Below are 21,063 nucleotides of genomic sequence, written 5' to 3' on the forward strand. Positions count from 1 at the left end.
AGGTCACCGTGTCCGACACCATCACCACAGGCCTGGTCAGCCTCGACGTCCCCTTGGGCGCCGACAAGTCCGACGTCATCCGTTCTCTCGCCGCACGCGTCGTCGCACAGGGTCGCGCGACCGACGCGCAGGCGCTCTTCGACGACGCCTGGGCGCGCGAGGAGAAGGACGAGACCGGGCTGCCCGGCGGCATCGCGATCCCGCACGCCAAGAGCGCGGCCGTCACCACTCCCTCGCTCGCCTTCGCACGGCTGACTCCGGGCGTCGACTTCGGCGCTCCGGATGGCGCGGCCGATCTCGTGTTCCTCATCGCGGCGCCGGCCGACGCCGCCGAGGCGCACCTGGCCGTGCTGTCGAAGCTCGCTCGCAGTCTCATGCAGGCGGACTTCACCGAGGGCCTGCGCGCAGCGACGACGGACGAAGAGGTGGTCGCGATCGTGCAGACGGCGATCGGGGAGCGCGATGCCGCTGCCGCACCGCCGGCGCCCGAGGCCTCGGCGCCCATCGCCGCAGGTTCGACCCAGCCTGCAGTCGCAGCCGGGCTCGCAGTCGACGGCCGCCCCGCCCGTGTCGTCGCGGTGACGGCCTGCGCGACGGGCATCGCACACACCTTCATGGCGGCCGACGCCCTGACGGCGGCGGGCAAGAAGGCCGGAATCGACCTCGTCGTCGAGCCGCAGGGCTCGAGCGGCTACCAGGCACTCCCGGCGGACGTCATCCAAGGAGCCGACGCCGTGATCTTCGCCACCGATGTCGACGTGCGCGAGCCGCAGCGGTTCGCGGGCAAGCCCGTCGTGCGCTCCGGCGTCAAGCGCGGTATCGAACAGCCCGATCAGCTCATCGCCGAGGCGGTGGCCGCGGCGAACAACCCGAACGCGGCCCGCGTCGGCGGTGAGGCCGCCGCCGCGACGGCCGTCGCGGGTGAGAAGCTCTCGTGGGGCGCCCGCATCCAGCGGATCCTGCTCACCGGCGTCAGCTACATGATCCCGTTCGTCGCCGGCGGCGGTCTGCTCATCGCCCTCGGCTTCCTGTTCTTCGGGGACGACTACTCAGCGCCGGACAATGCGACCACGGTGATCGTCACGAACTCGCTGTGGGACCTTCCCGAAGGCGGACTCGGGATCTATCTGGGCTCGGTCGCCTTCGCGATCGGCGCCGCGTCGATGGGCTTCCTGGTCTCGGCACTCGCGGGGTACATCTCCTTCGCGATAGCGGATCGACCGGGCATCGCCCCGGGCTTCGTCGCCGGAGCGATCGCGGTCACGATGAATGCCGGCTTCATCGGCGGCATCGTGGGTGGTCTGCTCGCGGGTGTCACCGCGTGGTGGATCGGCACGTGGCGCGTGCCCCGTTGGCTGCGCGGGCTCATGCCCGTCGCGATCATCCCGCTGCTGGCATCCATCGTGGCCTCCGGGCTCATGGTGCTCTTCCTCGGCCGTCCGATCGCGACATTGATGGTGTGGCTGACGGACTGGCTCAATGAGCTCGCAGGCACGTCGGGGATCGTCGTCGTCGGGATCGTGCTGGGTCTGATGATGTGCTTCGACCTGGGTGGGCCGGTCAACAAGGTCGCCTACGCGTTCGCGGTGGCGGGGCTGGCCACCGCCTCTCCCGAGAACACCACGCCCTACCTGATCATGGCGGCGGTGATGGCTGCGGGAATGGTGCCGCCGCTCGCGATGGCCCTGGCATCCACGGTCCTCGCGCGCGACCTCTTCCCGCCCGTCGAAAGGGAGAACGGCAAAGCGGCGTGGCTGCTCGGCGCGGCCTTCATCAGCGAGGGCGCGATCCCGTTCGCTGCCGCGGATCCGCTGCGGGTCATCCCGGCTTCGCTCGTCGGCGGCGCGGTGACAGGCGCCCTCAGCATGGTGTTCGCGGTCCAATCGCTCGCGCCCCACGGCGGCATCTTCGTGTTCTTCGCCATCAACCCCGTCTGGGGCTTCCTGGTGGCGATCGCGGCCGGTACGGTCGTCAGCGCTCTCGCCGTCATCGCGCTGAAGAAGTGGGTGGGCCGCAAGGAGCTCGAGCAGGCCGAAGCGCTCGAGTCTGGCCTACCCGTGGCGGCCTGAGGCCCTCGTCCGACAGAATCGGAATCGTCGACCGCGCAGAGGTCCGACGCAGACAGGAGAGAACCATGGCAGAACGTCAGGCCACCATCGCCAGCAGCTCAGGACTCCACGCACGCCCCGCGAAGCTCTTCGTCCAGGCCGTGCAGGCGCAGTCGGTCCCGGTGACCATCGCCGTCGAGGGCGGCGCCGACCTCAACGCCGGCAGCATCCTGTCGCTGATGGGACTCGGCGCCTCGCAGGGGACCGTCGTCACGCTGAAGGCCGACGGCGACGGCGCCGAGGACGCCCTCGACGCACTCGTCGCGCTGCTCGAGACGGACCTCGACGCGCAGTAGGCCCCGACCGTCCGCACGGCGTCAGCGCCAGGCGGATCGCACCCGGACGACGGATGCCGCAGATCGAAGCTGCTGCGGCATCCGTCGTCCGCGTTTCGCGGCCGCCGTCGGGTCACACGTCGGTGGAGTCGCCCGGATCGAGGTTCACGAGCTCGCCGCCGTGCTGCTCGGCGGCCCAGCCGAGGCGGAATCGCCCGCTGTCGCGGCCCGCCACCGACAGGGTGAGGTCGTGCGTGCCGAAGACGCGGCGCGGTGCGACAGCCAGCACGAAGTCCATGGCCTCGCCGATCTTGAGCCACGGCGCCCCGACGGGCGCGGCGAGCAGCTTCACCTCGCGTCCCTCGGGGACGGCGTACGAGTCGCCGGGATAGTAGAACTCGTCGTTGACGAGCACGCCCACGTTGTCGACCACCGGCACCGACTCGTGGATGAGCGCGTGGCGGCCGCCGAAGAACTCGAGGCGGAACGGCTCGACCTCCACGACGTCGCCAGGGTGCACGACGGTGATGTCGTACTCGGCCGCGGCCTTGGCCACGCCCTCGGGTCCGTAGACAGGGATGCCCGGGAACGTGCCGAGGATGCGGTCGAGGTGGTCCGACGTCCAGTGGTCGGGGTGCTCGTGGGTGATGACGATCGCCACCACGCTCTCGAGCTCACCGAGGGGGGCGGTGAACGACCCAGGGTCGACGACCAGCGTCTTCCCGGCGTTGAAGAGGGTGAGTGTCGCGTGCTCGAACTTCGTGACTCGCATGCGACGAGTCAAGCGCCCCGGGGCCGCGCGGGCAAGCCGCACGCGAGGTCGGCGCCGCGACCCGTGTCGATTTGGACCGGGCATATGCGACGTGGCATAATCGAACGGTTGCCTGAACGGCCCCATCGTATAGCGGCCTAGTACGCCGCCCTCTCACGGCGGTAACGCGGGTTCGAATCCCGCTGGGGTCACCAGTCAGGCAGCAACGTCGCAGCAGCCACTGCGGCACGCTGTACGGCCCCATCGTATAGCGGCCTAGTACGCCGCCCTCTCACGGCGGTAACGCGGGTTCGAATCCCGCTGGGGTCACAGATGAGTCGAGAAGCCCGGTCCACCAGGACCGGGCTTCTCGCGTCAGCGGCTACAGCACGTACGGCAGCAGCACGATCAGGGCTGACACCGCACCGCACCCGATGACGAAGACCGTCAGGAGCAGCAGGAGGCCGGCGCCCGGCAGGTCGCCGGGCGGATCCTGCAGGAGTGCCCGGCTGACGTCCGTCTGGCGCGCCCGCGCCCGTGCCCACAGCAGCACCGCGAACACCAGCCCGAGGATGCCGGGAGCGAGCCACACCGGCTGCAGCTCGGGCGTGGGCGCGATCGCCGGCAGCACGCGGAGCGCGAGCAGCGATCCGACCCCGATCGCGAGGGCTGTGCGCCGCCACGCGAGCTCAGTGCGCTCGGGCTGCAGTCCGGGATCGAAGAGCCGCTGCGCGCTCATGCCAGCACGACGCCGAGGAGGACGAGCACCCCGACCAGCACGATCGTGGCCGCGAGCGCGGCGCTGGTCACCGAGCCGGGAAGGGGGGAGCCGGCGCGCAGGGCGCGCTCCGTGCGGCCCCATTCGAGCCAGGCGAGCACAGGGATCACCACGCCGGCAGCGATCAGGATGAGGGATGCCGCGAGGCGGAGATCCGGCTGCAGATCCAGGCCGAGCGCCTCCAGCGCCACACCGCCCGCGAGCAGCGCCAGGGCGGTGCGGTTCCACGCCAGGAAGGTGCGCTCGTTGGCCAGACTGAACCGCGCGTCCGGATCAGTCCCCGTCCGGTAGACCGACCGGGGGAATCTGCTGCGAGTCACCGCTCCACAGTATCGGCGGCGCCGACTGCGGCTCAGTCCCTCGGGTCGTCGACGGACTCCGGTGCCGTGGGCACGGCATCCGCCCGACTGCGGCGCCGTCCGCGCACGAGGCGTACGACGCCCCACACGATGAGGGCGACGACCGCCGCAACGGCGAGCCAGGGCAGGAGGAAGCCGATCGCGATGACGATGCCGTTCAACGTGGCGACCAGCCCGTTCCAGCCCGCGGCGAGACCGTCGCCGAAGCCGGCTGGATCGGCGATCACGGTCTCCACATCGGGCACCACGGTGACCGAGAGGGTCGACATCGCCACCTGATCGTCGAGCATCTCCAGCTGCTGCTGGTACGACTCGAGCAGTGCCTGGCGCTCCGACAGCGCCGCTTCGGCGGCGATCAGGTCGGCGACGCTCTGCGCCTGGCCCATCAGCTCGGTGAGGCGGTCGACGGACGCCTGCGCGGCGTCGATCCGAGCCTCGAGGTCGACCGTCTGCTCGGTGACGTCCTGCCGCGAGAGGTTCGTCGCCGTCACCTCGCCGACGTCGTCGAGCTCGTCGACCACGTCCGACAGCTGATCGGCCGGTACGCGGACGGTGATCCAGGCGCCGTCGGTGGGCGACGGGTACGGCATCGTGTCGTAGACGACGCCTCCGTCGGTCGGCGCGACCGGGTAGACGGTGCCGTCGCTGCCGATGCTCATGGACTCGACGTAGCCCCCGTGGGCGACGGCGGAGTTGGCGATGGAGCGCGTGGCGGTGTCGACCTCGTCGACCGAGACGGTGGCCGAGGCGGTCGTGATGATGTCGCGGTCAGAAGCGACCGCGCCGGACGACTTGTCGCCGCTGGCGGCGTCGGGTGCGATGGTCAGGGGTGCGGACTCGGTCGTGGTCGACGAGTCCGAGGAGCCGTCGGAGCCGCCACCCGAATCCGCGGGGGCGACCGGGGCGACGGCGGACTCGTCGCTGGCGCCGCCGGCGCCGCCCACGAGCGAGCCGACGGACGGTGCGATGACCGCGGCGACCGCGATGATCGCCGCCGCGGCGCCGCCCGCGATCCACAGGCGGCCGCGGCGCGTACGCCGGGTCGATCGGCGCAGGCGGTCCTGCGCGATGTCGGCGAAGAGCGCGTGCTCGATCTCGTCGATGCGCTCCGCGCTGAGGTCGGGGAGGGGTGGCGGGGTGCCGGCTCCCGTGGGCTGCGTGTTCATGTGCTCTCCTTCACGACGGTCCGCAGACGGGTGCGGATGCGGGAGAGACGGTTGCGGACGACGCCGTGTGCGACGCCGAGCTCGTCGGCGGCGGCCTGGTAGGCGTACCCCTCGGTGGCGCACAGCCGGAAGATCGCCCGGTCCAGTTCACCGAGCCCCGCGACCTCGCGCAGGATCGCATCCGCGAGCCCTTCGTCGATCACCTGCTGCTCGACGTCGACCGTGGCCGGCAGATCCTCGTCGGCGGCCGCGGTGGTGTGCAGCCGGTCGCGGCGCTGCCGACGCACGCGGTTGGCCGACTGGAAGCGGCAGATCGTCGCCAGCCACGGCAGCAGCGAGTCGCCGGCGAGGTCGAGGTCGGGGAGCTTCCGCCAGGCGACGAGGAACGTCTCCTGGGTGACCTCCTCGGCGTCCGCGGGATTGCCGACGAGCCCGTGCGCCAGCCAGTACACCGGGCGCACGTACGCGCGGTACAGCGTGCGGAAGGCGTGCTCGCTCCCGCCCGCGGCCAGCACCACGAGCTCGGCGTCGCCGGTGGCGTCGCGCGGCAGGTCGTCGTCGGGCATGCCCATCCTCCGAATTGTCTCTCACCGTGACAGTGTCCGCACCGCGCGCATCGTCTCACGGACGCCGGGTCCGGCATCCCGACCCTGTATCCTGTTGCGAGCGAGAGGGAGTATCCCGACACCGCGCATCCGTCATCACGGGTCCCGACAGAGTGACCCCGGGTGTGCGCCGCAGGCCGACAGGTCGCGGGGGAGAGACTTTCGGCCACGACCGACCCCTCGTTCGCCCCTTTCGAAAGGCCCTGCATGGACCTCGAACTCCCCCTGTGGTTCGAAATCGGATCCCTCGTGATCCTCTCCCTGATCCTCCTGGCGGATCTGCTGCTCATCCTGAAGCGGCCGCACATCCCCTCCGCCAAGGAGTCGACCCTGTGGGTCGTGTTCTACGTGTGCCTCGCGCTGCTCTTCGCAGGACTCATGTGGGTCTTCGCAGGCCCCGAATACGCCGGCCAGTTCGTCGCCGGGTGGCTCACCGAGTACAGCTTGTCGATCGACAACCTGTTCGTCTTCGTGCTGATCATGTCGCAGTTCGCGGTGCCGCGCCGCTATCAGCAGGAGGTGCTCATGGTGGGCATCATCATCGCCCTCGTGCTGCGCGGCCTCTTCATCCTCCTCGGCGCGGCGATCATCGAGGAGTTCAGCTGGGTCTTCTACATCTTCGGCGCCTTCCTCGTGTGGACGGCGTGGCGCCAGGCGTTCCCGGGCGGGGATCACGACTCCGACGTCAAGCAGGAGAACTTCGTCGTGCGCATGCTGCGTCGCACGATCGACATCAGCGACCACTACGACGGGGCGAAGATCCGCACGGTCGTGGACGGCAAGAAGATGTGGACGCCGATGATCATCGTGTTCGCGGCGATCGGCGTCACCGATCTGCTGTTCGCGATCGACTCGATTCCTGCGATCTTCGGCATCACCCAGAGCGCGTTCATCGTCTTCACGGCGAACATCTTCGCGCTCATGGGTCTGCGCCAGCTGTACTTCCTCCTGGGAGACCTGCTCGACCGCCTGCGCTACCTGCACTACGGCATCGCGTTCATCCTCGCGTTCATCGGTCTGAAGCTCGTCTTCCACGCGATGCACGTCAACGAGCTGCCGTTCATCAACGGCGGCGAGCCGATCGAGTGGGCGCCCGAGATCTCGACCTGGATGTCGCTCGGCGTGATCGTGATCTCGATGGCGGTGGCGACTGTCGCGAGCGTCATCGCCTCGGCGCGCGACAAGCGCCGGGGACTGACGGATGCCGCAGCCGGGGGCACCCCGGAAGCGCACGGCTGACGCGCACGACGCCTCATTGTCGGCGACCCATGGCGGTGCGATACTGCCGCCATGGGGAGCGGGGGATTCCTCGCGGACGGCTCTCTGGACGCAGAGCTGACCGCCCTGAGGGCACGTGCATATGGGGTCGACGCCGACATCGACGCCGACCCCGTCGCGGCCGCACGGCTGGCCGAGCTCGAGGAGCTGCACGCGGCCACCATGGCGAAGGCCGTTCACGACGCAGGGACTTCGGGCGCTGATCGTGCGGTGATGTCGGCCGAGGCGGGGGAGCCGGCCTCCGGCTCCGCCCTCCGACGCGGCCCGTGGCGCAGGAGCCGCACCGGCGCCTTCCTGGCGGGCATCGCCACCGCCACCGCCGCGGCAGTGGCCGTGGCGGGGTGGATGCTGTGGACCGGCCCGCGGCCGGACGTCACGCTGCGTCCGACGGGGGCGGCGCCGAGTGAGCAGGTGCTCCGCCTCACCGATCACGCCCGTCGGCAGATGGTCTTGAAGCCCACGCTGCGCGGCTTCGAGCCGATCCTCGGGCTGGAGGTGTGGTCGGCACGCAGCGGCCTCGGCAACAGCTGCCTCCTCGTGTTCGAACCGGCGACCGACGATCTCCTCGCGGTCGGGTGCGTCCCGCCGCCGGCGAAGCCCGGCGTCGAGATCTACGACGTGCCGGTCGCCTGGACGCAGGAGTGGACGGAGCGCTTCCCGACCGGAACCGTGGTGCGATTCCTCCTGACCGAGGACGCCGTCGACGTCTGGATCCTCGAGGGAACCCCGTGAGCGCTCCCTCGCACCCGGGGTCGCCGGGTGACCTCGGCGAGCCGGTCTCCGCGGCGGCGGTGGTAACCTGGCCACGTGCGGATCGCTCGCCTTCTCCTTAGCGGCCGCGACGAGTCCTAGTTTCCAGGCCTCTCTCGTCGCGGAGTTCGTCGCGGGCCCCACCCCATGCGGGCACAGTCCCCCAGAGGAGAACGACTAGCAATGAGCACGACCGATACATCCGGCATTCCCGACCGCCCCCGCACCCTCGCCGAGAAGGTGTGGGACGACCACGTCGTGGTCCACGGCGAGAACGGCCAGCCGGACCTGATCTACATCGACCTCCACCTGGTGCACGAGGTCACGAGTCCCCAGGCCTTCGACGGCCTGCGCGCGGAGGACCGGCCGGTGCGCCGGCTCGACCTCACGATCGCGACCGAGGACCACAACACCCCGACGCTCGACATCGACAAGCCGATCGCCGACCTCACCAGCCGCACGCAGATCGAGACGCTGCGTCGCAACGCGGCCGAGTTCGGAGTGCGCCTGCACTCGCTCGGCGACAAGGAGCAGGGCATCGTCCACGTGGTCGGTCCGCAGCTGGGGCTCACCATGCCCGGGATCACCGTCGTCTGCGGCGACAGCCACACGTCCACGCACGGCGCGTTCGGCGCGATGGCGTTCGGCATCGGCACCAGCGAGGTCGAGCACGTGCTCGCCACGCAGACCCTCCCGCTGAAGCCCTTCAAGACCATGGCCATCACGGTCGAGGGCGAGCTGAAGCCCGGCGTCACGGCCAAGGACATCATCCTCGCGGTCATCGCGAAGATCGGCACCAACGGCGGCCAGGGCTACGTCCTGGAGTTCCGCGGCAGCGCCGTCCGGGCGCTGTCGATGGAGGGCCGCATGACGATGTGCAACATGTCGATCGAGGCGGGAGCCCGTGCCGGCATGGTCGCGCCCGACGAGACGACGTTCGCCTACCTCGAGGGCCGGCCGCACGCGCCGAAGGGCCGGGACTGGGAGGACGCCGTCGCCTACTGGCGGACGCTGCCGAGCGACGAGGGCGCGGTCTACGACGCAGAGGTGTTCCTCGACGCGAACGAGCTCGAGCCGTTCGTCACGTGGGGCACGAACCCGGGGCAGGGCGTGTCGCTGAGCGACGCCGTGCCCTCGCCCGACGACTTCGCCGACCCCAACGAGCGCGCCGCCGCGGAGCGCGCACTCGAGTACATGGACCTCACCCCCGGCACCCCGCTCAAGGAGGTGCCCGTCGACGCGGTGTTCATGGGCTCGTGCACCAACAGCCGGATCGAGGACCTCCGCGCGTTCGCATCCGTCATCGAAGGCCATCACAAGGCCGACGGCGTGCGCGTCATGGTCGTGCCCGGCTCGGCTCGCGTCCGCCTCGAGGCGGAGGCCGAGGGCCTCGACAAGATCTTCCAGGACTTCGGGGCCGAGTGGCGCTTCGCCGGGTGCTCGATGTGCCTAGGCATGAATCCGGACCAGCTGGCACCGGGGGAGCGATGCGCCTCGACGAGCAACCGCAACTTCGAGGGCCGGCAGGGCAAGGGCGGGCGCACGCACCTGGTGTCACCGCTGGTGGCGGCGGCCACCGCCGTCATGGGACGCCTCGCCAGCCCGAGTGATCTTCCTGCGCCCGTCGCAGCCGCTGCCCAGGGTTCGGAGGCCTGAGATGGACGCGTTCACCACGCACACCGGCATCGCCGCCCCGCTGAAGCGGTCGGCCGTCGACACCGATCAGATCATCCCCGCCGTGTACCTCAAGCGGGTCACCAAGACGGGCTTCGAGGACGCCCTGTTCGCCAGCTGGCGCCAGGACCCCGAGTTCGTCCTCAACCAGCCGGTCTACGCGGGTGCGAGCATCCTCGTCGCAGGACCCGACTTCGGCACGGGCTCGAGCCGCGAGCACGCCGTCTGGGCGCTGCGGGACTTCGGCTTCAAGGTCGTGTTGAGCCCCAGGTTCGCCGACATCTTCCGCGGGAACGCCGGCAAGCAGGGACTGGTCGCCGGCGTGATCTCGGAGGCCGACCTCGAAGCGGCGTGGGCGGCCATCGAGGCGAACCCGGGAGTCGCGATGACGGTCGACCTCGCGGCGCGCACGGCGACGATCAGCGACCCCGCGATGGGTGCGGGGGAGCGCCTGGAATTCGCTTTCGAGATCGATGATTACACTAGGTGGCGGCTTCTCGAAGGGCTCGATGACATCGGGCTCACGCTGCGCGACGAAGACAAGATCGCGCAGTTCGAGGCTCGCCGAGAGGCGTGGCGGCCGCGGACGCTACCCGTTCCGTAAGCCGGGCCGGGCGCCCACAACACGGGCGCCCGACCCTTTCAAGCCCCCTCGTGCACACCAAGTGAGGACCACCGGATGAAGCCACTTCTGAATGTCGCCGCGGGCGAGAGCACTGCCACCGAGGCGGGAGAACAAGAAGTGACCGGAGAAGTCCTCGCGATCCGGGGCGGGCGACCGCTGACCGGTCGCGTCGAGGTCAAGGGCGCGAAGAACCTCGTCACCAAGGCGATGGTCGCCGCTCTCCTCGGCGAGACGGTGAGCACGCTGCGCGATGTCCCCGACATCAGTGACGTCCACGTCGTGCGGTCGCTTCTCGAGGTGCACGGTGTGCGCGTCGAGGACGGCGAGGAGGAGGGCACCTTCCACTTCGACCCCAGCGGCGCCGTCTCCGCGCACTTCGAGGAGATCGACGCGCACGCCGGCGCCTCCCGCATCCCGATCCTGTTCTGCGGTCCGCTGCTGCACCTCCTCGGCGAGGCGCTCATCCCCGACCTCGGCGGCTGCCGCATCGGCGACCGGCCGATCAACTTCCACATGGACGCCCTGCGCGCGTTCGGCGCCGTCGTCGACAAGAGCTACGAGGGCATCCGGATCACGGCCCCGAACGGCCTGCACGGTGCGAACATCGAGCTGCCCTACCCGAGCGTGGGCGCGACCGAGCAGGTGCTGCTGACCGCCGTCAAGGCGAAGGGCACCACGGAGCTCCGCAACGCCGCCATCGAGCCCGAGATCATGGACCTGATCGCGGTGCTGCAGAAGATGGGCGCGATCATCTCGTACGAGCCCAACCGCGTCATCCTCATCGAGGGCGTCGACACGCTCCAGGGCTACGACCACCGCGCGATCTTCGATCGCAACGAGGCCGCCTCGTGGGCGTGCGCCGCTCTCGCCACCGACGGCGACATCTTCGTCGGCGGTGCGCGGCAGCAGGAGATGCTGACGTTCCTCAACGTCTTCCGCAAGGCCGGCGGCTGGTTCGACGTGCGCGAGGACGGCATCCAGTTCCGTCGTGACGGCGCCCTCAAGCCCGTCGTCGTCGAGACCGACGTGCACCCCGGCTTCATGACGGACTGGCAGCAGCCCCTCATCGTCGCGCTGACGCAGGCGGAGGGCACCTCGATCGTCCACGAGACGGTGTACGAGAACCGCCTCGGCTTCACCGACGCGCTCAACCAGATGGGTGCCGACATCGTCGTGCACCCGCGTGGCCTCGATACTCCTGACCGGCGCGTCCCGCGGCGCGCGCTCGAGCAGGCAGCGGTGATCAACGGCCCGACCGCGCTCCACGGTGCCGACGTGGTCGTGCCCGACCTGCGCGGCGGATACAGCTACGTCATCGCAGCACTCGCGGCCGAAGGGGAGTCGATCGTGCGCAACGTCGGCATCATCCGCCGCGGCTACGAGAAGTTCCTCGCCAAGCTCGACATGCTCGGCGCCGACTTCGACGTCATCGGATAGCCCGGTGGCGACCGATCGTCGGCGCGCATCGGCCGAGAAGACCCGCCCGAGCGTCTTCTGGCCGCTGGCAGCCATCGCCGTGCCCTTGCTCAGCCTGCTGTTCAAGTTGGAGGTCGAAGGCGCCGAGAAGCTCCCGCGCGACGGCGCCTACGTGCTCGCGCCGAACCACGTCAGCGAGATCGACCCGCTCGTCGTCGCCCTCGCCGTGTGGCGCAGCGGCCGAGCCCCCCGGTTCATGGCCAAGGAGAGCCTCTTCCGCGTGCCGGTCCTGGGCGCCGTCCTGCGGGCCACGGGGATGGTGCCGGTCGCGCGCGCGACGTCGGCCGCCTCGGCCCGAGCGACCCTCGAGGCCTCGGAGACGCTCGTCGAGCACGGCCGCGGCGTGATCGTCTACCCGGAGGGGTCGCTCACGCGCGAGCCCGACCTGTGGCCCATGCGCGGAAAGACCGGCGCCGTGCGTCTCGCCCTGGCCGGCGGCATCCCCGTCATCCCGATGGCGCACTGGGGCGCCCAGCAGGTGCTGCCCCGCTACGGCAAGCTCAAGCTGTGGCCGCTGCGCCGCCGCGTGCGGGTGATCGTCGGCGACCCCGTGGACCTGTCGGCCTACGCCGGGCGTGCGTCGTCGCAGAGCGCGCTCGTCGAAGCGACCGACGCCGTGATGGCCGACATCGCCGGGCTGCTCTCGCAGCTGCGCGGCGAGCCGGCGCCGCCGGAGCGCTGGAACCCGGCCGATCACGGTCAGAAGGAGACGGGGCGCCTTGAGCCGTAGGCAGGATGCCGCACGTCCGCGAGTCGCCGTCGTCGGCGCGGGCAGCTGGGGCACGACATTCGGCAAGATCCTCGCCGACGGCGGAGCCCATGTCACGATGTGGGCCCGTCGCCCGGAGCTTGCGAGCGAGATCCAGGAGGGCAAGCGCAACAGCGAGTACCTCCCCGGCATCAACCTGCCGCGCGACATGCACGCCACGCATCACCTCTCCGAGGCGCTCGACGGCGCCGAGCAGATCTACCTGTCCATCCCCAGCCAGGCGGTGCGCCAGAACCTCAAGGCCGTGCGGCCGCTGATCGCTCAGAGCGACGCGCCCATCGTGTCGCTGATGAAGGGCGTCGAGCGACGCACCGGCCTTCGCATGAGCCAGGTGATCGAGCAGGAGCTGCACTGCGATCCCTCGCGCATCGCCGTGGCATCGGGACCGAACCTCGCGCTCGAGATCGCACGTGAGCAGCCGACGGCGGCCGTCATCTCGTCGACCAGCCAAGAGACGGCGGAGGCGGTCGCCCGCCGTGCCCGCAACCAGTACTTCCGCACCTTCGTGAACACCGACGTGATCGGCACCGAGTTCGGCGGCGTGCTCAAGAACCTCATCGCGGTGGCCATCGGCATCGTCGACGGGGTGGGCTACGGCGAGAACACGAAGGCGTCGATCATCACGCGCGGCCTCGTCGAGATGACCGACTTCGCGGTCGCGTTCGGCGCGCAGCACGAGACGCTGCAGGGCCTCGCGGGTCTCGGCGACCTCATCGCGACGTGCCAGTCGCCGCTCAGCCGCAACAACACCGCCGGGCGCCTGCTCGGCCAGGGCTATCGTTTCGACGACGTGGTCAAGCAGATGAACCAGACGGCGGAGGGACTCGCCTCCGTCGCACCCATCCTGCAGCTGGCGCGCGATGTGGGCGTGCAGATGCCCATCGTCGAGCAGGTCAAGATGGTGCTCGACGGGACCATGAATCCGCGCGACATCGCGCCGCATCTCACGACAGACGACGACACCCCCCAGGGCGAGAGGACGACGAATGGACAAGCCGGCGGTGGCGGTGCTCTTTGGCGGTCGATCCAGCGAGCACTCGATCAGTTCCGCAACGGCGGGCGGGGTGCTCCGGGCGATAGACCGTGACAGCTACCGCGTGATCCCCATCGGGATCACGCGCGAGGGTGTCTTCGTCCTCGAGGAGGACGACCCCGACAAGTTCGCGCTCGACGCCGACCGGCTTCCCGAGGTCGTCGACAACGGCACGCGCGTGGTGTGGCCCGAGGGCGGCGCCGACCGCACGCTGCGGGTCCGGCGCGCCGACGGCTCGGTGGACGATCTCGGCCGGCTCGACGTCGTGCTCCCGATCCTGCACGGCCTCCACGGCGAGGACGGCACGGTTCAGGGCTTCTTCGACACGCTCGGCATCCCGTACGCCGGCGGGGGCGTGCTCGACTCCGCGCTGTGCATGGACAAGCACTTCATGAAGATCGTGCTCGCCGCGGCCGGCGTGCCGGTGTCGCCGTCGATCACGGTCACCCGTGCCCGCTGGGAGAGCGACCCGGAGGGCGTGCGGGCGGATGCCGCGCCCCTCGGCGAGCCGACGTTCGTGAAGCCGGCCCGCGCCGGCTCCAGCGTGGGCGTGTCGAAGGTGCACGACGCCTCCGAGCTCGACGACGCACTCGCGATCGCGTTCGCGGAGGACGACAAGGTGCTCATCGAGTCCGCGATCGTCGGCCGCGAGGTCGAGGTCGCGATCCTGGAGGGACGCGGCGGCGGCGCCCCGCGAGCGTCGCTGCCCGGCGAGATCGTGCTCACGACCCGCGAGTTCTACGACTTCGAGGGCAAGTACCTCGGCGGCGACGGCGCCGAGGTGGTCTGCCCCGCCGATCTCACGCACAGCGAGATCGCGGCGATCCAGGAGCTCGGCATCCGGGCGTTCCAGGCGGTCGACGGCAAGGGCCTCGCGCGTGTGGACTTCTTCCTCACGGCGGACGGCCTCTACGTCAACGAGCTCAACACGATGCCCGGCTTCACGCCGATCTCGATGTTCCCGAAGTGCTGGATCGCGTCGGGCCTCTCGTACCCGCAGCTGATCACCGAGCTCATCGACACGGCGCTCGAGCGCGCGGCGCGCGCGACGGTCGAAGCGGTCGCGCGCTGAGTCCGCGTGCTCGGCGAGCGTCGGCTCGTCGAGCATCCGGCCACGATGATCAGGGTGCCGGCGTCGCCTCGGCGCGGTCGAGGCACTCGCCGTCCACGGGCAGCACGCTCACGATCGGCGACAGCGCGTCGAGGACGTCGCGGCTCGACGCCCCGTTCCCGTCCTCGTCGGCGGTGGTGTCGAGATAGATCTCGACGGCGGGGGTGCGGCCGAACGTCGTGATCCGGAAGCGCGGCGCATCGGAGTCGTCCACGATCCAGTCGACACCGGCGACGCTCTGGCAGCGGAGGGTGGTCGGCCCCGGCGGCTCGACCCCGCACGTCAGCAGGACCCTCGTCGGCTCGCCCCACGCGCCGGTCGCCTGCGCGTCCGTCCAGCGGCGGGGCTGCCCGCTCAGCGTGTCGGGCAGGTGGGACGTGATCTCGGCGCACTGGGGATCGTTCGCAGCCTCGGCCGGATCGAGGTCGACCGTCGACGTGCAGCCGGCGAGTCCCAGCGCGGCGACCGCGGCGAGTCCGAACGCAGCCAGTGAGGGGAGAACACGCACCGCTCCAGGCTAACCCGGCAGGACGGTCGCCCCCGCCGCCGGCGGTAGCGTGGTGATGTGGACGACGAGCGCGGGGATCCGACGGTGGGCGAGCTCAGCGAGGGACGGATCCTCCGCCGGATCCTCGAACGGCTCGGCGAGTCCAACGCACTCGTCGGCCCGGGCGACGACGCCGCCGTGATCGCCGCCGCCGACGGTCGCGTGGTCGCCACCGTCGACACGCTCGTCCACGGGCCGGATTTCCGCCTCGCCTGGTCGAGCGCGTATGACCTCGGCTACAAGGCGGCCGCGGTCAACCTCGCCGACATCGCCGCGATGGGGGCGACGCCGACCGCGCTGCTGGTGGCCCTCGCGATGCCCGACGAGACGCGGCTGTCGTTCGTCACCGGCATCGCCGACGGGCTCCGCGCTGCATGTCGCGACCTGGCCCCCGGCTGCCGCGTCGAGGGCGGCGACCTCACCGTGTCGGACACGCTCACGATCGCAGTGACGGCACTCGGGGCTCTGGCAGGACGCGCACCCGTGCTCCGCTCCGGTGCAGAGGTCGGCGACGTCGTGGCCGTGGCCGGGGAACTGGGCCGTGCCGCGCGCGGGCTGCGCACGCTGTTCACGCGCTTCACGGATGCCGACGGTGCTCCGGTCGCCGTCGACGAGCGCGTCCTCGAGCCTGCCGAGCTGACCGACCTGGCGGCGCAGCTGCGGCCGTCGCCTCCCGTCTGGCTCGGCCCCGATGCCGCGGATGCGGGCGCGACGGCGATGATGGACGTGTCCGACGGGCTCGTGCTGGACGCCACCCGGCTGGCCTCGGCATCCGGAGTCACCCTCGCGCTGGAATCTGCGCTGCTCGGCGCCGATCCCGCGTCGGCCCTGTCCGGCGGCGAGGATCATGCCCTCCTGGCGACCTTCCCCGCTCGCCGTCCGCTGCCGCACGGGTTCGTGCGGGTGGGCGTGGTGCAGCCCCGGGGCACGGACGCTGTGCTGGTCGACGGCCGGCCGTACGAGGGTCGGGGCGGCTGGGACCCCTATCTCGACTGGGACGCCCGAACGGGGTGATGTGTGCTGTCGCCGGCGGACGCTACCGTGACACGGTGACCGATCTGCTTCCCCGCTCGACCCCCGAATCGCAGTCCGTGCCATCGGCGGCGATCTCCCGCCTCGTCGCCGCGCTCGACCGCATCGACCACGTCCACACACTGACGGTCCTGCGACACGGACACGTCATCGCCGAGACGACCTGGGCGCCGTACGACCGCGATCTGCCGACGGCGATGTACTCCGTGAGCAAGAGCTTCACCTCGATCGCGGTCGGTCTCGCGATCGCGGAGGGCCGGTTCGCGATCGACGACCGGGTCGTCGACCTCATCCCGGATGCCGCTGGCGAGGATCCCTCCGACCGGCTCGCCGCGCTGCGCGTGCGGCATCTGCTGACGATGACGACCGGTCATGCCGCCGAGCCGCCGCTCGACGACCGTGATTGGGCGCGCACCGCCCTCGCTGCCGACCTGGCCCACGAGCCCGGGACGCACTGGCTCTACAACACGCCTGCCACGTACCTGCTGTCGCAGATCATCCAGACCCGCACCGGCGAGCGGCTGCTCGACTTCCTCCACCCGCGGCTGTTCGATCCGCTCGGCTTCCGCGACCCCCAGTGGCTGCAGAGCCCGACCGGCGTGGACGCGGGCGGCTTCGGCCTGTCGATCCGCCCCGAGGAGCTGGCCGCGTTCGGTCAGCTGCTGCTGCAACGCGGACAATGGCAAGGGAGGCAGCTCGTCCCGGCCGAGTGGATCGACCAGGCCACCGCCCACCAGGTGGCGAACGAATCCGACGATGCCGACTCGCGCCAGGGATACGGCTTCCAGTTCTGGCGATGCCGGCATGGCGCCTACCGCGGCGACGGCGCCTTCGGCCAGTACGTGGTCGTCCTCCCGGACGCCGACGCGGTCGTCGCGATCACGGGAGGGCTGCCCGATATGCAGGTGACGCTCGACGCCGTCTGGGACGAGCTGCTGCCGGCTTTCGACACGGAGGACGCCGGAGCGCTCGAAGCCGTCCCCACGCCGATCCCCGCTCCGGGCGGGGACCTTCGCGGAGGAGTGGCCCGCCATCGCTACGACGGTCCCGTGGGCGAGCTGCGCATCGCCCACGGCGTGATCGAGATCGACGGCCGGCAACTGCCGTGCGTCCCCACGACGTGGTCGGTGTCGACGTTCGCCGGCGACCCTGCGACGGGGCGAGAGTGGTACGGGGACCAGGTGGCGGTCGCCGGAGGCTGGCAGGGCGACGTGTTCGTCGCGGAGCTGCGCATCCTGGGCGACGCGCCGACGTTCCGGCTCGAGCTGCAGCCGAGCGGCCGGCTGCGCATCACGCGCGATGTGGGGTTCGACGGCTCCGAGGTCTGGGAGGGTGTGCCGGCGTCTCAGTCCGCGATCGCGGCCCACCACAGTGCGGTGTCGCCGTAGCGCTTCGAGCGACCGGCCACGAGCCCGTCCGGAAGGGTCGGCTGGGGTGAGCGCGCAGCGCGTTCGATCACGACATCCGCTCCCGGTGACAGGACGGTCACCAGTAGTGCCAGCGTCGACGAGAGCTCGGCCTCGCTCACGTCGTAGGGCGGATCCAGGAACACCAGGTCGAACGACTCCCGCGCCGTCCGCAGGAACGCGTCGGCCGAGCTGCGGTGCACGCGCACCGCGGCTGTACCCACGGCCTTCGCCACACGCGTGGCGTTGCGCTGTGCGACGGTCGCCGCCCGCTGCGACTTCTCGACGAGATCCGCGGATGCCGCGCCGCGGCTGAGGGCTTCGAGCCCGAGCGCGCCGGATCCGGCGTAGAGGTCGAGCACGGCAGCCCCGCGGAGCGCGTCCGCGGACTCGAGCGCCCCGAACAGGGACTCGCGCACCCGGTCGCTGGTCGGCCGGGTGCCGGCGTCCGGCACATCGAGCACGAGGGAGCCGGCGCGGCCCGCGATGATGCGCGTCATCCCCTCACGATATCTCCGGCATCCTCTTCCCTGAGGCGGGGGACCGTGCGCAGCTCGGGGCGGAGGCCCGACTTGTCGGCGTAGAAGGCGCGGATCACATCCATGTCAGCGCGCACGTCGCCGGTGAGCTCGATGGTGGGGCCGAGGCCCGTCGTCATCGTGGTGCGGTCGACGTAGCCGAGGGTGACCGGCAGCTGCGCCTCGCGGGCGATGCGATAGAAGCCGGACTTCCAGTAGGAGCCCGAGCCGCGGGTGCCCTCCGGGGTGACGACGAGGCCGAACACCTCGCCGGCATGGATCCGTGCGACCACGTCGCCCACCACCCGTGAGGGATCCGACCTGTCGACGGGGATGCCGCCGAGGCCGCGCATGAGCGGGCCCCTCCAGCCGCGGAAGAGGCTCGCCTTGCCGAGCCACCGCACCGGCATGCCGAGTCGCCACGCGATGCCGAGCATGAGCACGAAGTCCCAGTTCGAGGTGTGGGGCGCCCCCAGCAGGACGGTGGGACGATCGGGAGCCGGCGCGGTGGACAGCGTCCAGCGACTGCAGGCCCAGTAGACACGGGAGAGGAGTCGTCGGAGCATCTCGCAACCTTAGGGGCCGCCGCTGGGGTTCGGCCGACAGTGGGTCGGTGACGGCTCCTAGACTCGTCTCATGGCGTCCTTCACCCTCGACTCGAGCCTCGGTGGCGCGGTCGGCGGCAAGACGGCGGCGGCGCTCGAACGCGCATTCGGCATGACGACGGTCGGCGATCTGCTGGTCCACTATCCCCGCCGTTACGCGCGCCGCGGTGAGCTCACGCAGATCTCCTCGTTGCCCGTGGGTGAGCCGGTGACGATCGTGGCCGAGGTCCGACGCGTCAACGAGCGGCGCATGAAGAATCGCAGCGGATCGCTGCTCGAGGTGGTGATCAGTGACGGCAACGGCGAGCTGTCGCTGACGTTCTTCAACCAGGCGTGGCGCGTCAAGGATCTCCGGCCCGGGCGGCGCGGCATCTTCGCGGGCAAGGTGGGGGAGTACCGCGGGGCGAAGCAGCTCGCGCACCCCGACTACGAGCTGTTCGACGACGAGGAGCAGGCGCGCCTCACGGCCGAGGCCAACATCAACCTCCCCATCCCGATCTACCCCGCCACCAGCACGGTCGCGAGCTGGCAGCTGCAGAAGATCGTCGACCTGGTCCTCGATGGGCTCGGCGACGTGCCGGAGCCGCTCACCGACGAGCTGCGCGCGCGGCACGGGCTGCTCGACGCCCGCACGGCGATCGAGCGCATCCATCGCCCCAAGGCGCTCGAGGAGATCGAGCCGGCGCGGGAGACGCTGCGCATGCAGGAGGCCTTCGTCCTGCAGGTGGCGCTGCTGCAGCAGCGCCAATTCGTGCGGGCGCTGTCGGCGACCCGTCGGGTGCCGGGTGCGCTCCTCGAGCGGTTCGACGCGGCGCTGCCGTTCCCGAGGACGCCCGACCAGGTGACCGTCGGCGACGACGTGGCGCGTGACCTCCAGGGCGACTGGCCGATGAACCGGCTGGTGCAGGGCGAGGTCGGCTCCGGGAAGACGCTCGTCGCGCTCCGCGCGATGCTCCAGGTCGCCGAGGACGGCGGCCAGTCGGCGCTCATCGCTCCCACGGAGGTGCTGGCAGCGCAGCATGTGCGCTCCATCGCCCGGATGCTGGGGCCGCAGCTCGCGCCCGAGCTCATGCCGACGCTCCTCACCGGGCAGCTTCCCGCTGCCGAGCGGCGCAAGGCCGCGCTGCGCGCGGCGTCGGGGCAGGCGCGCATCGTGGTCGGCACGCACGCCCTGCTCAGCGAGAGCACCACGTTCGCCGACCTCGGACTCGTCGTGGTCGACGAGCAGCACCGGTTCGGCGTCGAGCAGCGCGAGTCCCTCCGCGCGAAGGGCTCGTCGCCGCACGCCCTCGTGCTGACCGCGACGCCCATCCCGCGCACGGTGGCGATGACCGTGTTCGGTGATCTCGACGTATCGACGATCCGCACGATGCCCGCCGGTCGCGCCGGGATCGAGACCTTCGTCGCTCCGCTGGCGGAGCGCCCCGGCTGGTTCGGGCGCGTGTGGGAGCGCATCGCCGAGGAGGTCGGCCAGGGGCGCCAGGCGTTCGTGGTGTGCGCCGCCATCGACGCCGAGGCGCTCACCAAGGACGACACGGCCGACGAGCCGCCGGGCGACACCGAGGGTGAGACCAGCCGCACCCGCTGGGGCGTCGTGCAGGTCGCCGACCTGCTGTCGCGGCATCCGTCCTTCTCCGACATCCGGGTCGAGAAGCTGCACGGCAAGATGCCATCCGACGAGAAGGATGCCGTGATGCAGGCATTCGCCCGTGGTGACATCGACGTGCTCGTGGCCACGACGGTGGTCGAGGTGGGCGTCGATGTGCCGAACGCCTCGACGATGGCGATCCTCGAGGCCGACAGGTTCGGTGTGTCGCAGCTGCACCAGCTGCGCGGGCGCGTGGGTCGCGGCGGGGTGCCCGGCCTGTGCCTGCTGGTCACCGAGGCACCGGGCGGCACGCCGGCACGAGAGCGCGTCGAAGCCGTCGCCTCGACGCTCGACGGCTTCGCGCTGGCCGAGGTCGACCTGGAGCTGAGAGGAGAGGGCGATGTGCTCGGCGACGCGCAGTCCGGCGCGAGGTCGTCGCTGCGACTGCTGCGCGTCGTGAAGGATGCCGACATCATCTCCGAGGCGCGTGTGGCCGCCGAGCAGGTGCTCGCCGACGATCCGGCGCTGCAGCAGCATCCCGGTCTTGCGGCCGCCCTCGAACGCAACGTCGGAATGGCCGAACGCGCCGCACTGGCGAAGAACTGACGC

The 21,063-nt window shown here is 70.8% G+C and carries 21 protein-coding genes and 2 tRNA genes; 15 read left to right on the forward strand and 8 right to left on the reverse strand.

All coding sequences use genetic code 11. From position 1 onward, the window contains the following. Positions 1 to 8 precede the first annotated feature (8 nt). Together VIP82_RS08460 and VIP82_RS08465 are read left to right on the forward strand one after the other, a co-directional pair. Entirely contained in the window at positions 9 to 2,069 is a 2,061-nt protein-coding gene (locus tag VIP82_RS08460; protein ID WP_331907573.1) for a PTS fructose transporter subunit IIABC, read from the forward strand. 65 nt (positions 2,070 to 2,134) lie between these two features. Next, entirely contained in the window at positions 2,135 to 2,404 is a 270-nt protein-coding gene (locus VIP82_RS08465; RefSeq protein WP_331907575.1) for an HPr family phosphocarrier protein, read from the forward strand. A gap of 112 nt (positions 2,405 to 2,516) precedes the next feature. Here VIP82_RS08465 and VIP82_RS08470 read toward each other — a convergent pair whose 3' ends face one another. Beyond that, positions 2,517 to 3,155 (reverse strand): MBL fold metallo-hydrolase, encoded by a 639-nt coding sequence (locus VIP82_RS08470; protein ID WP_331907577.1) that lies wholly within the window; start codon positions 3,153 to 3,155, stop codon positions 2,517 to 2,519. A gap of 118 nt (positions 3,156 to 3,273) precedes the next feature. Here VIP82_RS08470 and VIP82_RS08475 point away from each other — a divergent pair. Beyond that, positions 3,274 to 3,349, forward strand: a tRNA-Glu gene (locus tag VIP82_RS08475). A gap of 42 nt (positions 3,350 to 3,391) precedes the next feature. Further along, positions 3,392 to 3,464: transfer RNA gene (locus VIP82_RS08480), tRNA-Glu, on the forward strand. Positions 3,465 to 3,516: 52 nt separating this feature from the next. On the opposite strand, the gene VIP82_RS08485 is transcribed toward VIP82_RS08480, so the two are convergent. From VIP82_RS08485 to VIP82_RS08500, 4 genes are read right to left on the reverse strand one after another with little or no spacing between them, the layout of a single operon-like run. Beyond that, positions 3,517 to 3,873, reverse strand: a complete 357-nt coding sequence (locus tag VIP82_RS08485; protein WP_331907579.1) for a DUF202 domain-containing protein — start codon at positions 3,871 to 3,873, stop codon at positions 3,517 to 3,519. Further along, complete coding sequence (locus VIP82_RS08490; RefSeq protein WP_331907581.1) at positions 3,870 to 4,232, reverse strand: YidH family protein; 363 nt, start codon at positions 4,230 to 4,232, stop codon at positions 3,870 to 3,872. The genes VIP82_RS08485 and VIP82_RS08490 overlap by 4 nt, the downstream gene beginning before the upstream one ends. A gap of 32 nt (positions 4,233 to 4,264) precedes the next feature. Then, a complete protein-coding gene (locus VIP82_RS08495; protein ID WP_331907583.1) occupies positions 4,265 to 5,437 on the reverse strand; it encodes a DUF4349 domain-containing protein in 1,173 nt (390 codons plus the stop codon). Beyond that, positions 5,434 to 6,003, reverse strand: a complete 570-nt coding sequence (locus tag VIP82_RS08500; RefSeq protein ID WP_331907585.1) for an RNA polymerase sigma factor — start codon at positions 6,001 to 6,003, stop codon at positions 5,434 to 5,436. The genes VIP82_RS08495 and VIP82_RS08500 overlap by 4 nt, the downstream gene beginning before the upstream one ends. A 246-nt stretch (positions 6,004 to 6,249) precedes the next feature. Here VIP82_RS08500 and VIP82_RS08505 point away from each other — a divergent pair, with 246 nt between their 5' ends. The 8 genes from VIP82_RS08505 to VIP82_RS08540 all read left to right on the forward strand — a co-directional run bounded on the left by VIP82_RS08505 (position 6,250) and on the right by VIP82_RS08540 (position 14,719). Beyond that, on the forward strand, positions 6,250 to 7,281 hold the full coding sequence (locus VIP82_RS08505) for a TerC family protein (protein ID WP_331907587.1): 1,032 nt from the start codon (positions 6,250 to 6,252) through the stop codon (positions 7,279 to 7,281). Between the two features lie 51 nt (positions 7,282 to 7,332). Beyond that, positions 7,333 to 8,052, forward strand: coding sequence for a hypothetical protein (locus tag VIP82_RS08510; RefSeq protein ID WP_331907589.1), 720 nt, complete (start codon positions 7,333 to 7,335; stop codon positions 8,050 to 8,052). Positions 8,053 to 8,253: 201 nt separating this feature from the next. Then, positions 8,254 to 9,726, forward strand: coding sequence for a 3-isopropylmalate dehydratase large subunit (gene leuC, locus VIP82_RS08515; RefSeq protein WP_331907591.1), 1,473 nt, complete (start codon positions 8,254 to 8,256; stop codon positions 9,724 to 9,726). A 1-nt stretch (position 9,727) separates the two neighbouring features. Beyond that, complete coding sequence (leuD, locus tag VIP82_RS08520; RefSeq protein WP_331907593.1) at positions 9,728 to 10,348, forward strand: 3-isopropylmalate dehydratase small subunit; 621 nt, start codon at positions 9,728 to 9,730, stop codon at positions 10,346 to 10,348. 75 nt (positions 10,349 to 10,423) lie between these two features. After that, positions 10,424 to 11,806, forward strand: coding sequence for a UDP-N-acetylglucosamine 1-carboxyvinyltransferase (murA, locus tag VIP82_RS08525; protein ID WP_331907595.1), 1,383 nt, complete (start codon positions 10,424 to 10,426; stop codon positions 11,804 to 11,806). A gap of 4 nt (positions 11,807 to 11,810) precedes the next feature. After that, complete coding sequence (locus tag VIP82_RS08530; protein WP_331907597.1) at positions 11,811 to 12,575, forward strand: lysophospholipid acyltransferase family protein; 765 nt, start codon at positions 11,811 to 11,813, stop codon at positions 12,573 to 12,575. Further along, positions 12,565 to 13,701, forward strand: coding sequence for an NAD(P)H-dependent glycerol-3-phosphate dehydrogenase (locus tag VIP82_RS08535; RefSeq protein ID WP_331907599.1), 1,137 nt, complete (start codon positions 12,565 to 12,567; stop codon positions 13,699 to 13,701). The genes VIP82_RS08530 and VIP82_RS08535 overlap by 11 nt, the downstream gene beginning before the upstream one ends. Continuing rightward, on the forward strand, positions 13,601 to 14,719 hold the full coding sequence (locus tag VIP82_RS08540; RefSeq protein WP_331907601.1) for a D-alanine--D-alanine ligase family protein: 1,119 nt from the start codon (positions 13,601 to 13,603) through the stop codon (positions 14,717 to 14,719). The genes VIP82_RS08535 and VIP82_RS08540 overlap by 101 nt, the downstream gene beginning before the upstream one ends. A gap of 49 nt (positions 14,720 to 14,768) precedes the next feature. Here the strand turns inward: VIP82_RS08540 and VIP82_RS08545 are convergent, their stop codons facing one another. Continuing rightward, a complete protein-coding gene (locus tag VIP82_RS08545; protein WP_331907603.1) occupies positions 14,769 to 15,266 on the reverse strand; it encodes a DUF3515 family protein in 498 nt (165 codons plus the stop codon). Between the two features lie 57 nt (positions 15,267 to 15,323). Here VIP82_RS08545 and thiL point away from each other — a divergent pair, with 57 nt between their 5' ends. Beyond that, positions 15,324 to 16,319: a thiamine-phosphate kinase gene (thiL, locus tag VIP82_RS08550; RefSeq protein WP_331907605.1), complete on the forward strand. Its 996-nt coding sequence runs from the start codon at positions 15,324 to 15,326 to the stop codon at positions 16,317 to 16,319. A gap of 35 nt (positions 16,320 to 16,354) precedes the next feature. Further along, positions 16,355 to 17,725 carry a serine hydrolase domain-containing protein gene (locus VIP82_RS08555; protein ID WP_331907607.1) on the forward strand — a complete coding sequence of 457 codons (1,371 nt, stop codon included), beginning with the start codon at positions 16,355 to 16,357 and terminating at the stop codon, positions 17,723 to 17,725. On the opposite strand, the gene rsmD is transcribed toward VIP82_RS08555, so the two are convergent. Then, positions 17,683 to 18,243, reverse strand: coding sequence for a 16S rRNA (guanine(966)-N(2))-methyltransferase RsmD (gene rsmD / locus VIP82_RS08560; protein WP_331907609.1), 561 nt, complete (start codon positions 18,241 to 18,243; stop codon positions 17,683 to 17,685). The genes VIP82_RS08555 and rsmD overlap by 43 nt on opposite strands. Next, complete coding sequence (locus VIP82_RS08565) at positions 18,240 to 18,827, reverse strand: 1-acyl-sn-glycerol-3-phosphate acyltransferase (RefSeq protein ID WP_331907611.1); 588 nt, start codon at positions 18,825 to 18,827, stop codon at positions 18,240 to 18,242. Before VIP82_RS08565 ends, rsmD begins: the two co-directional genes overlap by 4 nt. A 70-nt stretch (positions 18,828 to 18,897) precedes the next feature. Here VIP82_RS08565 and VIP82_RS08570 point away from each other — a divergent pair, with 70 nt between their 5' ends. After that, positions 18,898 to 21,060 (forward strand): ATP-dependent DNA helicase RecG, encoded by a 2,163-nt coding sequence (locus VIP82_RS08570; RefSeq protein WP_331907613.1) that lies wholly within the window; start codon positions 18,898 to 18,900, stop codon positions 21,058 to 21,060. Positions 21,061 to 21,063: the final 3 nt, after the last annotated feature.

It is taken from the genome of Microbacterium sp., assembly GCF_036566905.1.
Lineage (GTDB): Bacteria > Actinomycetota > Actinomycetes > Actinomycetales > Microbacteriaceae > Microbacterium.

What these genes read in the sequence shown, in the direction of transcription:
- VIP82_RS08495 (WP_331907583.1), bottom strand. Translation starts at nt 5,437, where the DNA reads ATGAACACGCAGCCCACGGGAGCCGGCACCCCGCCACCCCTCCCCGAC.
- leuC (WP_331907591.1), top strand. Translation starts at nt 8,254, where the DNA reads ATGAGCACGACCGATACATCCGGCATTCCCGACCGCCCCCGCACCCTC.
- VIP82_RS08505 (WP_331907587.1), top strand. Translation starts at nt 6,250, where the DNA reads ATGGACCTCGAACTCCCCCTGTGGTTCGAAATCGGATCCCTCGTGATC.
- rsmD (WP_331907609.1), bottom strand. Translation starts at nt 18,243, where the DNA reads ATGACGCGCATCATCGCGGGCCGCGCCGGCTCCCTCGTGCTCGATGTG.
- VIP82_RS08510 (WP_331907589.1), top strand. Translation starts at nt 7,333, where the DNA reads ATGGGGAGCGGGGGATTCCTCGCGGACGGCTCTCTGGACGCAGAGCTG.
- leuD (WP_331907593.1), top strand. Translation starts at nt 9,728, where the DNA reads ATGGACGCGTTCACCACGCACACCGGCATCGCCGCCCCGCTGAAGCGG.
- VIP82_RS08465 (WP_331907575.1), top strand. Translation starts at nt 2,135, where the DNA reads ATGGCAGAACGTCAGGCCACCATCGCCAGCAGCTCAGGACTCCACGCA.
- VIP82_RS08500 (WP_331907585.1), bottom strand. Translation starts at nt 6,003, where the DNA reads ATGCCCGACGACGACCTGCCGCGCGACGCCACCGGCGACGCCGAGCTC.
- VIP82_RS08540 (WP_331907601.1), top strand. Translation starts at nt 13,601, where the DNA reads ATGGACAAGCCGGCGGTGGCGGTGCTCTTTGGCGGTCGATCCAGCGAG.
- VIP82_RS08485 (WP_331907579.1), bottom strand. Translation starts at nt 3,873, where the DNA reads ATGAGCGCGCAGCGGCTCTTCGATCCCGGACTGCAGCCCGAGCGCACT.
- VIP82_RS08570 (WP_331907613.1), top strand. Translation starts at nt 18,898, where the DNA reads ATGGCGTCCTTCACCCTCGACTCGAGCCTCGGTGGCGCGGTCGGCGGC.
- VIP82_RS08565 (WP_331907611.1), bottom strand. Translation starts at nt 18,827, where the DNA reads ATGCTCCGACGACTCCTCTCCCGTGTCTACTGGGCCTGCAGTCGCTGG.
- VIP82_RS08470 (WP_331907577.1), bottom strand. Translation starts at nt 3,155, where the DNA reads ATGCGAGTCACGAAGTTCGAGCACGCGACACTCACCCTCTTCAACGCC.
- murA (WP_331907595.1), top strand. Translation starts at nt 10,424, where the DNA reads ATGAAGCCACTTCTGAATGTCGCCGCGGGCGAGAGCACTGCCACCGAG.